Raw genomic sequence first — 13,289 nt, 5'->3', positions numbered from 1 at the left:
TCGACAGCTCTCCGCAGCGCTGTCTTCGGGATCGTTGACACGGCCCATACCGCCGTCTATATTCCGATATTCGATTTCGACAATATGAGGTCCGGCGCTGCCGGGCGCCGGGCTTCGTCGCAACTGGTCGTCACATCGTCTACACGCATCGTCGTCTACGCGCATCGTCGTCTACGCGCATCGTCGTCTACACGCATCGTCGTCTACACGCATCGTCGCAACGCGTATACACGCAAAATCCGTCCTGGGAGGAGTCTTAGATGTCCACGGTCTATCGTGTCGGCATAATCGGGTGCGGCAGCATCTCGCACCTGCACATGAAGGGATACCTGGGAGAAGAACGGTTCGAGGTGGTAGCGCTTTCGGATCCGGTGGCCGAGGCCAGGCAGGATTTCGGCGACCGGTACGATATCGGAAAACGTTATGCCGACGCCCGGGAGATGCTGGACGAGGAGGGGCTGGACGTCGTCAGCATCTGCACGTGGCACAAGCTTCACGCCCCCCTGACCATCGCCGCCTGCGCGCGCCGGCCCAAGGCCATTCTCTGCGAGAAGCCCATGGCCGTCAACATGGGTGAATGCGACGAGATGATGATCGCGGCCCGCCGGAACGACGTCAAGCTGGCCATCGCCCACCAGCGCCGGTTCAACCCGGTGTGGACCGACGCCCGGAACCTGATCGCCGAAGGCGCCATCGGCGACGTGCGGCACGTCCACTGCAGCGGCAGCCAGGGCCTGCTCAACGACTGCTCTCACATGTTCGATTTCATGCGCTACGTCATGAGCGATCCCGCGCCCGAGTGGGTGCTTGGGAACATCGAGCGCAAGACCGACCGGTACGAGCGCGACATCCGGATCGAGGACCGCAGCGCGGGCATCGTGGGCTTCGACAACGGGGCCGTGGGGCAGCTTCTGCAGGAGCTCCATCCTGAACGGCGGCAGGGCGGCTATCTCTATGGCACGGACGGCATGATGGACGTCAATGAACAGCGCGTCCTGCTCATCAACTCGAAGACCGGCGGCTGGGAAGGGCGGCCGTCGACCGGTGAGGACCCGAGCGTGGGCCAGGCCGTGGAACTGGCGGACTGGATCGAGGGCAATTCCGAACACCGGGGCGAGGCGTCCAATGGCCGGGCCGCCGTGGAGATCATCATGGGCATCTACGAGTCGGCCCGCCTCCACGAGGTCGTCCAGATGCCCGTGCGCACCCACAGTTCGCCCATCGAGGAAATGATCGAGGCGGGCGACCTGCCCGTGGAGCGCCCTGGCCGTTACGATATCCGGGCCTTCCTGCTGCGCGGGGAATCCATGCAGGGCGAGATGCCGGATGAGATGCAGGGCGAGCCAGATGAAGCAGGATGACCAGCACCAGGCCAGTGCGGCGAGACCCAGTCGTGCGGAAGCGGAGATCGGCCGCACAGGGCTTAAGGTCACCCGCCTGGGACTCGGCGGCGCGCCCCTGGCGGGGTTGTACCAGGGGGTTACCGATGAAGCCGCCGCCCGGGTCGTAGACACCTACCTCGGCCACGGCCTGGGGTTCTTCGACACGGCCCCGCTCTACGGCAGCGGCGTGAGCGAGACCCGCCTGGGAGCCGCGCTTTCAAATCGCGGACGCGTTCGCAACGCCCCGGTGCGCGTTCGCAACGCCCCCGCGCACAACGCCCCTGCGCGCGAATCCTTCGTCCTCGCCACCAAGGTGGGGCGACTCCTCGTGCCCGACCCGGAGCGCGACCAGGATGTCTGGTCCAATGATCTTCCGCCTGTCGGTCCCGTCTTCGACTACACCTACGACGGCACGCTGCGCTCCCTGGACGAAAGCCTCGCCCGCCTCGGACTCGACCGGGTCGATATCCTTCACATACACGATCCGGACAATCACTACGAAGAAGCGATGGAGGGCAGCTACCGGGCGCTCATCCGGCTTCGGGAAGAAGGAGTCATCCGGGCGGTCGGTGTCGGCATGAACCAGGCGAAGATGCTCGCCCGTTTCGCCGCCGAAGGCGATTTCGACTGCTTTCTATGCGCGGGCAGGTACACCCTGGTGGATCATACGGCGCTCAAGTGGCTTCTGCCCCTTTGCGAGGAAAGAAACATCAGTATCATCATTGGCGGTCCGTACAATAGCGGCATCCTGGCGCAGGGCGCAGTGGACGGGGCGAAATTCGACTACCGCAAGGCGCCTTCGCATATCGTGGAAAGGGTACGGCGCATCGAAGCGGTCTGCGGCCGCCACGGCACACCTCTCAAGGCGGCTGCCCTGCAGTTTCCCCTGGCCCATCCGGCAGTGGCCGCCGTCATTCCAGGCGCGCGGTCGCCGGAGGAAGTGGACGAGAACGTGCGGATGTACGAGGTCGAGATTCCCGCGGATTTCTGGTCAGAATTGCGGGAGGATGGATTGATTCCCGATGAGGCACCGACGCCAGCGGCGCCGGCTTCGGTGTGATACTTACGGGGGACGGCGCATATGTCTCAAAACACAGAAAATAGCATTGTCAATGTTGATTAAAATAACCATCAACATATAAATCTGTTTTGGATACATCCGCCCAGCGGCCCGACATCCGCCCAGCGGCTCGACATCCGCCCAGCGGCCCGACATCCGCCCGGCGGCCCACTAGCAGCAGCCTACTCGCGGCAGCCATCAAAGGGAGACTACAATGGCCACAATCCAGCGCTACGGCATGGTCCTCAAGGTCAAGCCGGACCGGATCGAGGAATACAAGGAGTATCACGTCGAGATCTGGCCAGGCGTGGCGAAGATGATTACGGAATGCAACATCACCAACTACTCCATCTACTTAAAGGACGGCTTCCTCTTCTCCTATTTCGAATATACCGGTGACGACTTCGAAGCGGACATGGCGAAGATGGCCGCCGATCCTACGACCCAGGAGTGGTGGGACATCATGAAGCCCATGCAGGAACCGCTGCCGACGCGGAAGGAAGGCGAATGGTGGGCAGATATGGAAGAGGTGTTTCACCAGGATTGACATCGATGATCGGATTGTTTAGGCTTACATGAGACTATCAATCTTCATGGAAGGAGAACGCCCATGGCCCTCAACGAAGCGCAACTGGCGGAGTTCCACGACCGCGGCCTGGTAGTCGTCGAGGACGTGTTGACCGACGCGGACCTGGAACCCGTGATCGACACCATGTCAGAATTCGTCGACCGGCGGGCACGGGACCTTCAGGCCGAGGGCAAGATCACCGACCTGTACGATGACGAATCCTTCCTGACGCGCTATGCCCGGCTGTTCGCACAGAGTGTGGAGATCGGCCGCGGCATGGATATCTACGATCTGCGGGCGAAGCCGGTCTTCGACTTCCTCCGGAACGACAACCTGCTCAACGCCGTGGAGTCCCTGGTCGGGCCCGAAATCACCTGCTCGCCCATCCAGCATCTGCGGGCCAAGCCGCCGTCGCGGCTGGACGCCAGTCCGTCGTACAACGTGCCCTGGCACCAGGACTCGGGGGTGAGTTGGGCGGAATCGGACCGGACTCTGGCGCTGACCTGCTGGCTGCCCCTGGTGGACGCCACGGTGGAACGGGGATGCCTGGAGGTGATCCCGAACGTGATCCACACCGGCCATCTCGACCACGTGTCGGATGCGGGCACGCGCATCAAGCCGGACCTCATGCCCGAGACTGAGGCGGAACCGGCCGAAGTGCGTAAGGGCGGGGTCGTCTTCCTGAGCCAGTATACGCCTCACCGATCCACGCCGAACCTGACCGAATGGGACGTGCGCTGGAGCCTGGACCTGCGGTACGTGGCCTATGGCGCGCCGACGGGCCGGCCCTTCTTCCCCGACTTCTGCGTGCGGAGCCGATCGAATCCGGAGCGCGTACTGACTGACCATCAGGCCTGGGCGGACAGCTGGGTCGCGGCCCTCGAGGAGCAGCGCCGCAATCCCAAGCAGGCCCACCGGGTTGCGCAGGCGCCTTAAGGAGAACCATCATGCTTTGAGGCTCGCCCCTCGGCACCAGGTTTGGCGCCATGGTATTCAGTCTGGTCGTCCCCGGATTGGGGCAGTTGTACCAGGGCCGCAGGCCGGCCGCGGTCATCCATTTCGTCCTCGCAGTCATGCTGTGGATGCTGGGTTACGGCTGGATCGTCCATCTGTATTCCGGCATCGAGGCGGCGTTTCAAAAGAAAGAGGCATGCACATGAGTTTCGGCAGCGGCGCGTACACCTACGAGGTGCAGGAAAACTGGCACAGCCTGCCGGAGGGCTGGTCCTTCGGTTGGATTACGGGCGTGGCGTGCGATTCCCAGGACCGGGTGTACGTGTACTCACGGAGCGAGCATCCCCTGGTCGTTTTCGACCGCGACGGCCAATTCATCAAGACGATCGGCGACGGCATACTCAAGGACGCCCACGGTATCTACATCGACGGCGAGGACAACCTCTACCTCACCGACTGGCTGGATCACTGTGTCCGCAAGTTCGACCCCGAAGGAAACCAGGTGAGGGTGATCGGTATGCCCGGCGTTCCCGGCGCGACGGACGGCGAACCCTTCCGGAAACCCACCGATGCCGTCGTCGCACCGAGCGGCGACATCTACGTGTCCGACGGTTACGAGAATGCCCGGATCCACCGTTACGACGCCGAGGGCCGCCACATCCACTCCTGGGGAAGTTGGGGCTCGGGTCCGGGGCAGTTCGAACTCAGCCATTGCGTCCGCATAGACCGCCATGAACGGCTTTGGGCGTGTGATCGCACCAACGAACGCATCCAGCTCTTCGACCTGGAAGGAAACTACCTCGAGGAACGCGCCGTTCCCGGCAAGCCCGACACCACCTTCTTCGATCCGGTAGAAGATATCGTCTACGTGGCCGAACTCGACCAGCAGGTGGGTATATACACCCTGGACGGCGACCTCGTCAGCAACTGGGGAGGCGGGCAGCGCAGCGACCGGCCCGGGGAGTTCGCCGGATGTCCCCACGGCATCTGGATGGACTCCCGCGGCGACCTCTACGTCGGCGAAGTCCAGGCCGACGCCCGGTTGCAGAAGTTCGTACGGAACCGTTGATCACAATACGAGATCCATGCGCATCATCGACCCCCATACCCACGTCTGGGTCAACGATCCCGCCTTCCCCTGGCCCGCGGAGAACGACGCCCCGCCCGCCGAGGACCGGACGGCGGAGATGCTCCTGGCCCTGATGGACCGGCACGGTGTGGAAAAGACCGTCCTGGTGCAGTACATCGGCTACCGTTGGGACAATGCATACGTTTCCCACGTCCTGCGCACGTACCCGGACCGGTTCGCCGGGGTTTGCCGCGTCAATCCCGAAGACCCCGCCGCGCCGGACCACCTCGGCCACTGGGTGGAGGAGCACGGTTTCCAGGGCGTGCGGCTGAGCCCCGCCGAAGGGCCGGCGGGCGACTGGTTCCGCGGTCCCCTGATGCCACCCATCTTCCGGCGCGCCGAGGAACTCGAGGTCCCCCTGCTCATGCTGACGCGGCCCGGCCGGCTGCCCGATCTGGCCGGCCTGCTGGACCGGTTTCCCGATCTCGACGTCGTCGTGGACCACATGGCCGACGCGCGGCCGGACCGTCCGGACGAAATCCAGACCGTCCTCGACCTGGCCCGGTACCCGCGAGTCTACGTGAAGATCAGCCATACCTGGTCCATTTCGAATCAGGACTATCCCTGGTCGGACACCCACGCCATGGTCAAGGCCGTGTACCAGGCCTTCGGCGGCCAGCGCATCATGTGGGGCACCGACTGGCCGGTCTGCCTCGCGAACGCTGCGTACGGCCAGACCCTGACGGTCGTCCGCGACGAGATGAAGTTCATCGCGGCGGAGGACATGCCCCGCGTACTGGGCGGGACGGCCCTGGACCTGTGGACCTTTAAAGATTAGTCGGACCTAAATTAGGAAAACTCGCAGAAAAAGTTAGAGTCATAAAGGAGCAACCATGAAAATTCTGATTACCGGCGCCGCGAGCCGGCTGGGACAGGCGGTGGCCGAAGCGCTAAAGGACCACAGGCTCCGCCTCGTGGACGAATCGCCCGTCGAAGCGCCAGCCGCGACCGGGGACGAAACGCGCGGCGAATCGGCCGGCGATGCCGCCCAGGGCAGCCTGCTGGACCAGGACTTCGCCTGGCGGGCGGTCCGCGGCATGGACGCCGTCGTCCACACGGGCGAGCCGCCGCAGGACCTGCCGGAATCCGAGGTGGAGCGCGAGAAGCACCTTCTGGAGTTGGCCACGCGGGGCACGCACCAGCTCTTCAAGGCCGGCGTGGAGGCGGGGGTCAAGCGTTTCGTCTACGGAGGGACACTCGACCTCTTCCGGCCCTATCCCGACGACGTGTACATCAGCGAACTCTGGAAGCCCCTGCCCGAGCCCGACATGCCGGCCATGTCCCGCTACCTGGGCGAGCACACCGCCCGGGAATTCGCCAGGGACTACATGGTGACGGTCACTGGACTCAGGCTGGGTACCCTCGTCAGCGAAGAGGAAGTGGCCGGCCAGGCGCCCGATCTGCTGTGGCTGGACTACCGGGACGCCGCCCAGGCCTTCCGCCTCGCCCTGGAGCGCGACGCTTCGGACCAGGTCTGGTGGACCAGCCGGTACGCCTTGTACCACATCTGCGCCGACCTGGAGAATCCGAAGTACCTCATCAACCAGGCCCGCACTCTCGGCTACGCGCCGGTCCACAACTTCGCCGCGAACTGGCGGGACTAAAGGGGAGGCATGATGTTCAGTCCTGAATTCGCCACGAACCACGGACCCCGGCGCGCAACGGATGGGCGCGCAACGGATGGGCGCGCAACGGATGCCGTATCGAGGGGCCTTCCATGAAGAAAGTCCTGCTACTCGGCGCTTCCGGGCTCATCGCGCCGCACATCACCCCCGCGCTCGAGCAGGACTACGACCTGCGGCTGGCCGACGTCAAGGACCACCCGGACGGAAAGCCTGTCCTGAACGTGGACGTGCGGGACTACGGCCAGGTCCGCGAGGCCATGGAGGGCGTGGACGCGGTCATGAACTTCACGGTCCTGCGCCACGACGACACGCTGAGCTTCCAGGTCAATACCATCGGGGCCTGGAACGTGATGAAGGCGGCCGCCGACGCCGGGATCCGAAAGGTGATCCACACCGGTCCGGCCCAGACCCTCCTGGCCTACGTACACGACACCGACATCCCCGTCGACGCGCCCGACGCGCCTTCCACCGACTACTACTTCATCACCAAGCACATGAGCAACGAGATCGTCCGGAGTTTCGCCCGGCACCACGAGATCCACACGGTCTGCTTCCTGTTCCAGGGCCTGGCGCCCCGGCCGACCGAGCATACCGGCAAGAACTCAACACGAGAATTCCTGATCATCCACGACGACCTCGCCGTGGCCTGCCGCCAGGGCCTCGAACTCCCCTCGGTGCCCGGTTTCTACCAGGCCTTCAACCTGCACAGCCATTACGGACCGGGTAGATACAGCCTGGAGAAGGCCGAACGCATCATGGGGTACGCGCCGCAGGAGGAGTGGTGGCAGTGGCAGCGGAGGCCGGCGGGGTAGCGTAAGGTCAGTCTACCTGGGGAGAAGGTCTGTTGGAGGGTCTTGGATGCTTCCAGCCTCGCCAGATCTTGTCCCGATAGCCGCTTCTGAGCTTGATATCGATCTCAATGCCCATGGTCAGGATATCTTCGTCATGCAGTGTTTCCAGCAGAGTGTTTTTTATGTGTTCAACGACCTTGGGGGTCAGAACCCGGCCTTTCTTCGAGGTCATGGCGTACTCCCTTCGATCAGTCCAGTAGCAGTTTGATCGTAATGGTGATGAGCAAACCAAAATTCGCAATAATACAGGCAATCAAAGTTTTTCTCCACCAACGGGCATCGCTTTTCATCTCCTTCAACTGTTCGGCGTTGTATTCTATGAGTTCACGCATGCTGTCTTCCGAAGTTTCAAGACCGGACAGACGGCTTTTGACGCTCTGGTCCTTGAAGTACACTTCCTCCATCAATTCTTCCGTGTCTCTGTGGGTTTTGTGGTTATTCATCTTGGGATTTGCTCCTATCGGTGTGTGTGCATGACATCGTCAAGGTATTTAAATATGTTCAATTGTGTAGAACGATCTGTCATATTGAATGAGTAGGAAATCCGTTAATCAATCTCGCGGTTTTTTTAAAAATAACAGGAAGCATGTAACAATTCCGATCGGGATAGTTCACCTTTAGATCGGATACATTCAGCCAACCAAGGAGAATCACCCCATGTCCAGCAACGCCCGGACCATTCGCGTATTCGTCGGCACCTACACCCAGACCACCAGCAAGGGCATCTATGTCTATGACGTCGATACCGCCAGCGGCGTCATGGAATACGTCAGCCACGTGGGCGGCATCACGAACCCGTCCTTCCTGTGCCTGACGCCGGACGCCCGCTTCCTCTACGCCGTCGGCGAGACGGGCGATCCCCATGGCGGCGTCTTCGCCTATGCCGTGGACGGGTCCGGCACACTCACGCCCTTGAACAGCCAGTCGTCCGGGGGCGCCGGTCCGTGCTCCATCGACGTGCACCGAAGCGGCAAGGCCGTGCTTGCGGCCAACTACGGCGGCGGGTCGGTATCCTCCTTTCCCGTGAACGACGACGGTTCCCTGGGCGAGGCGGCGTCGGTCATCCAGCACACCGGCTCGAGCGTCGACCAGAGCCGCCAGCAGGAACCCCACGCCCACATGATCCGCCACGACCTGGACTACAACTTCGTCTTCTCGCCGGATCTGGGCACCGACAAGGTGATGATCTACAGTCTCGATCCGGACACGGCCGTGCTGACGCCCCACGGGGAGGCGTCGGTGCCGCCCGGATCCGGACCCCGGCACATCGAGTTCCATCCCAACCGTAAGTTCGCCTACGTCATCAACGAGATGGGCAATACGATCACAACCTTCGCCTACGACGGGTCGGCCGGCACGCTCTCGGCGATCGAAACGGTGACGACGCTGCCCGAAGGCTACGACGAGGTGAGCCACACGGCGGACATCCACATCACCGACGACGGCCGGTACCTCTACGGCTCCAACCGGGGCCACGACAGCCTCGCCATGTACGCCGTGGACGGGGATTCGGGCCGCCTGTCGCTGCTCGGCATCGTGCCCACGGGCGGCGAGAACCCGCGGAACTTCGGGATCGATCCGACCGGCAGCTTTGTCCTCTGCGGAAACCAGAGCTCGGATACGGTCACCTACCACCGCCTCGACCCGGACACGGGCCTGCTCCATCTCTCGGGCGTCGTGGCCGAAATCCCCATGGCGGTGTGCCTGAAGATGGTCGTGTTGGACTGACATCTCCCCATGTGCGCGAAACGTCGAAACGCCGAGTCTGGGGCGCCGGACTCCAACCGGCCGGACCCCACCCGCCTGGACCCCGCACGTCGGGACCCCGCACGTCAGGATCCCGCCCTGCAGGACCAGGCCTGGCGGGACTTCGTCGACCGTTCGCTGCGCGAGTCCCTGCCCTTCGAGGACCACCTGGCGGCCTTCAGGCGCATATTCGATGGACGCCGCCCGGAGGATGGGCCGCCTGTGGTCTGGACGCCGGACGAGGAGACCTTCCGTCGGTCGAACCTCCGGGCAAGCATGTCCGCAGTGGGTTTCGACCGCTACGAAGAATTGCATGCCTGGTCCGTCCGCGACCGCCCCGCTTTCTGGACCCACACCCTCGAGCGGCTTGGCATCGTATTCACGAGACCGCCGGACGCCATCCTCGATCTGGACGAAGACGTCAGCGGATTGCGCGGCGGAGTCCGCGATTCGCACGGAGGCGTCCAAGACCCCCGGTCGATACCGCGCGGCGGTGTCCGCGACCCACGTTGGCTGCCGGGTGCGGAACTCAACATCGTCGATAGTTGCTTCATGGCCGATCCCGATCGTCCCGCAGTCGTAACGCCGGGATTGGTAGGCCCCACTAGCCCGGACGACCAGAACAACCCAGTCGCCCCGGATGACCCGGTAGGCCCCGAAGACCCGAACGACCCCGATGGTCCGGCGCTCCGCACGACGACCTACGGCGAACTCGAACGTCTCGTCAACCGCGTAGCCAACGGCCTGAGTGACCGGGACCTGGCGCCCGGACAGGCCATCGCGCTGTACATGCCCCTGAACCTGGAATGCGTGGTTGCCTACCTGGCCATCATCCGCGCGGGTTCACGGGTCGTATCCATCGCCGACAGCTTTCCGCCGACGGAGATTCGGCGTCGCATGGCCATCGCCGGCGCGAGTTGCGCGGTCACCATGGACCGGTACGTCCACTCGGGCAAAATCATACCGCTTTACGACACGGTGGTCGAGGCTGGCGTATCCACGATCATCGTCGTGCCGTCGGCCGGTGACGGCCGGTCCAGCGGCGTCGCCTCAACCGCACCAACCGCACCACCGTTCCGCCCGAGCGACATCGCCTGGTCCGACCTCCTGGCCGGCGACGACACCTTCATATCCGTGACCGGCGACCCCTATCGCACGACCAACATCCTGTTTTCTTCGGGGACCACCGGCGAACCCAAGGCCATACCGTGGAACCACCTGACCCCCATCAAGAGCGCCATGGACGGATACTACCACCAGGACATCCATGGCGACGACGTGACGACCTGGCCGACCAACATCGGCTGGATGATGGGGCCGTGGCTCATCTACGCCAGCCTGGTCAACGGAGCGTGCATGGCCCTGTATCCGGACGCGGCCAATACCCCCGAATACCTGCGCTTCATCCGGCGTGCCGGGGTAACTGTGCAGGGCGTCATCCCCTCGCTGGTGCGGACCTGGCGGCGCGGCGGCATGGCCGAAGGGCGGCAGGATGGCGAGGCCGCAGGGAGCCACGGCGGCATGGAAGAAGGGAGCCACGGCGGCATCGCCGAAGGCATCGACTGGCCGTCCGTCCGCGTATTCAGCTCCACGGGCGAGCCCGCCAGCCGGACCGACTACCTGTGGCTCATGAGCCGTACCGGGTACCGGGCGCCCGTGATTGAATACCTCGGCGGCACCGAGATCGGGGGCGGCCACCTGGCCTGCACGGTCCTCCAGCCCTGCTCGCCCGCGGCATTCACCACGGCGAACCTGGGTGTGGATTTCGTTGTCCTGGACGAGACCGGTACGGAGGTCGAGGAGGGCGGTACCGGCGAGCTCTTCCTCGTGCCACCCGCCCTGGGCATGTCGCAGCGGTTGCTTAACGGTGATCACGACGAAGTGTACTACGAAGGCTGTCCGGCCGGCCTCCGGGGCGAGGTCCTGCGCAGGCACGGGGACAACACGCAGCGGCTTCACCACGGCTACTACCGGGCCCAGGGACGGGCCGACGACGGGATGAATCTGGGCGGCATCATGGCCAGCCCATTGGAACTCGAACGAATCACCGACGGACACCCCGCCGTCTACGAAAGCGCGGCCGTGGCGGTGCAGCCCGAGGGGGAAGGGGCGGAAAGGCTGGTGGTCTTCATCGTTCCTGAAGCGGGCAGCGGCGCTCCTGGTTCACCCACTGATCCAGAAAACAGCGCCGATCCCAAACTCGACCCCGATGCGCTCAAGTCGGAACTCCAGGCCCTGGTTTCCACCGGACTGAATCCTCTGTTCAAAATCTACCGGGTAGTTATCGTGGACGAGCTTCCCCATACCGCTTCAGGCAAACTGGTCCGCCGCATACTGAGAGACCGGATAAGACCCGGCAGTTAAGTTCCTGTCGCTCCGCGCCGCGCTTCGGGTCAGAATCTTAGCCTGATTCTCGAACTAATTGCGAGATCGCGTGATATTTCTTTGTATTATTCCTTCATTTACCGGTTATTTCACACAACTACTAGAAGGAATAGACACGACCCTGGAAACATCCTCGATAAAGCAGGTATCGTCCTTCTGTCTTCGGTTTGCCCATCCCTATCCAAAACATCAAGTGGGAATTCAGCACTGTCCCCGATATCTCATCCGAAAGGGTTTTCATGACACTCACGCGATTTAGACTCGTATGCGTTGTGTTTCTGCCGGCAACCCTGTTTGTGCATTCCTCCTGCGGCAAGGACAGTCCCACGAGTCCGCCGTCACCGCCACCGCCTCCCGCCCCGGTACCCACCAGCATCGAAATCACCCCGTCGTCCGCTACGTTGAACGCCATCGATCAGACCGTTCAGTTGGCCCCGGAGGTACTTGACGAGAATGGTGCTGAGATCGCCGATGCTTCGGTTACGTGGACGAGTGGCGCCGTGGACGTTGCGACGGTCAGCGATCAAGGCCTGGTCACGGCGGTCAACAACGGGTCCGCGGTGATCACAGCACAGTCGGGCAGTCTTTCGGCATCGGCGAGTATCACCGTCTCGCAGGTGCCGGTCCGTATCGTATTCGCGGACCAGCTCATGCAGACGGACACGGGCCAGTGGATAGCGGAAGCCACGGTCCAGGATAGAAACGGACATCCGGTGGCCGGAGCGGAAGTGACATGGTCGAGCAGCGATGAATCCGTAGTGACCATCAACGATAAAGGAGTGGTAACCGAGGTCTCGAGCGGGAGAGCTGAGATCACAGCCCGATCGGGAGACCTGTCAGCCTCGATTGGTTATCATGTCTCAGAAAGGGTTGCACTGGGCAGGTTGTATAGGGCGACAAATGGTCCGGATTGGACGGACAATACGAACTGGTTGACTGATGCACCAACGGAGGAATGGTACGGTGTTGTTGCGCTCGACCTTCCGTTTCTGGGACCGGGACCGGTTGGGATACTGAACCTGAACAACAACAACCTGGGTGGCTCGCTTCCGATGGATGTGGGACAACTGTGGACTCTTGAAGAACTGAATCTGGGATCCAATCGGATATCGGGCGAGATTCCCGCTACGATAGGAAAGCTGGAATATCTCGGCAAACTGAACCTGAGCGACAACCAGTTGTCGGGAGAAATACCCGCCGAGTTGGGACGACTTGAAGAACTGGAGGTTCTGGCACTCGACAAGAACCAGTTGACCGGTGAGCTTCCGGCCGAACTGGGTAACCTTGCCAACCTCCGGGAATTACACCTTCAGGAAAATGAATCATTGACCGGACCTCTGCCTGACTCGTTTACGAATCTCGACCTGCGCATCCTGAACCTGGGTGGAACGGACCTATGCGTACCGGCCAGCCCTGAGTTCCAGACCTGGATTGAAGAGATTGAAGACGTTACCGCCGTCACGTGCCCTGATCCGGAAACAGAGGCTCCCTGACGGCAAGGTACTTTATGGAACGATGCGCAACTAAACATCGTTCCCCGCTCAATCAAGTTGCACATTTCCCGTTTCTGCCTCATCAACGAACAACGC

At 62.6% G+C, this 13,289-nt stretch carries 13 protein-coding genes; 11 read left to right on the top strand and 2 right to left on the bottom strand.

Annotation, left to right across the window (positions count from 1 at the left end):
• Positions 1-260 precede the first annotated feature (260 nt).
• From F4Y38_01155 to F4Y38_01120, 8 genes are all read left to right on the top strand, one after another.
• Positions 261-1,361, top strand: a complete 1,101-nt coding sequence (locus F4Y38_01155) for a Gfo/Idh/MocA family oxidoreductase (GenBank protein MXY47884.1) — start codon at positions 261-263, stop codon at positions 1,359-1,361.
• Positions 1,348-2,442, top strand: coding sequence for an aldo/keto reductase (locus tag F4Y38_01150; protein ID MXY47883.1), 1,095 nt, complete (start codon positions 1,348-1,350; stop codon positions 2,440-2,442). The genes F4Y38_01155 and F4Y38_01150 overlap by 14 nt, the downstream gene beginning before the upstream one ends.
• A 223-nt stretch (positions 2,443-2,665) precedes the next feature.
• Positions 2,666-2,989 (top strand): L-rhamnose mutarotase, encoded by a 324-nt coding sequence (locus F4Y38_01145; GenBank protein MXY47882.1) that lies wholly within the window; start codon positions 2,666-2,668, stop codon positions 2,987-2,989.
• Positions 2,990-3,052: 63 nt separating this feature from the next.
• Positions 3,053-3,946 (top strand): phytanoyl-CoA dioxygenase family protein, encoded by an 894-nt coding sequence (locus tag F4Y38_01140; protein ID MXY47881.1) that lies wholly within the window; start codon positions 3,053-3,055, stop codon positions 3,944-3,946.
• 214 nt (positions 3,947-4,160) lie between these two features.
• Positions 4,161-5,033 (top strand): 6-bladed beta-propeller, encoded by an 873-nt coding sequence (locus F4Y38_01135; protein ID MXY47880.1) that lies wholly within the window; start codon positions 4,161-4,163, stop codon positions 5,031-5,033.
• A gap of 16 nt (positions 5,034-5,049) precedes the next feature.
• On the top strand, positions 5,050-5,871 hold the full coding sequence (locus F4Y38_01130) for an amidohydrolase (protein ID MXY47879.1): 822 nt from the start codon (positions 5,050-5,052) through the stop codon (positions 5,869-5,871).
• 55 nt (positions 5,872-5,926) lie between these two features.
• A complete protein-coding gene (locus tag F4Y38_01125) occupies positions 5,927-6,697 on the top strand; it encodes an NAD(P)-dependent oxidoreductase (GenBank protein MXY47878.1) in 771 nt (256 codons plus the stop codon).
• 113 nt (positions 6,698-6,810) lie between these two features.
• On the top strand, positions 6,811-7,530 hold the full coding sequence (locus F4Y38_01120; GenBank protein ID MXY47877.1) for an NAD(P)-dependent oxidoreductase: 720 nt from the start codon (positions 6,811-6,813) through the stop codon (positions 7,528-7,530).
• 7 nt (positions 7,531-7,537) lie between these two features.
• Here F4Y38_01120 and F4Y38_01115 read toward each other — a convergent pair whose 3' ends face one another.
• Both F4Y38_01115 and F4Y38_01110 read right to left on the bottom strand, forming a co-directional pair.
• Positions 7,538-7,741, bottom strand: a complete 204-nt coding sequence (locus tag F4Y38_01115; GenBank protein ID MXY47876.1) for a hypothetical protein — start codon at positions 7,739-7,741, stop codon at positions 7,538-7,540.
• A 16-nt stretch (positions 7,742-7,757) separates the two neighbouring features.
• Positions 7,758-8,012, bottom strand: coding sequence for a hypothetical protein (locus F4Y38_01110; GenBank protein MXY47875.1), 255 nt, complete (start codon positions 8,010-8,012; stop codon positions 7,758-7,760).
• Positions 8,013-8,226: 214 nt separating this feature from the next.
• Between F4Y38_01110 and F4Y38_01105 the strand changes: the two genes are divergently transcribed.
• From F4Y38_01105 to F4Y38_01095, 3 genes are all read left to right on the top strand, one after another.
• A complete protein-coding gene (locus F4Y38_01105) occupies positions 8,227-9,297 on the top strand; it encodes a lactonase family protein (protein ID MXY47874.1) in 1,071 nt (356 codons plus the stop codon).
• A 9-nt stretch (positions 9,298-9,306) separates the two neighbouring features.
• Positions 9,307-11,679 (top strand): AMP-binding protein, encoded by a 2,373-nt coding sequence (locus F4Y38_01100; GenBank protein MXY47873.1) that lies wholly within the window; start codon positions 9,307-9,309, stop codon positions 11,677-11,679.
• A 260-nt stretch (positions 11,680-11,939) separates the two neighbouring features.
• Positions 11,940-13,193, top strand: a complete 1,254-nt coding sequence (locus F4Y38_01095) for a hypothetical protein (protein ID MXY47872.1) — start codon at positions 11,940-11,942, stop codon at positions 13,191-13,193.
• The last annotated feature ends 96 nt before the right edge of the window (positions 13,194-13,289 follow it).

The organism is Gemmatimonadota bacterium (assembly GCA_009838645.1).
In the GTDB taxonomy this organism is placed as follows: domain Bacteria; phylum JAAXHH01; class JAAXHH01; order JAAXHH01; family JAAXHH01; genus JAAXHH01.
This window is presented reverse-complemented; position numbering and strand designations above follow the sequence as displayed.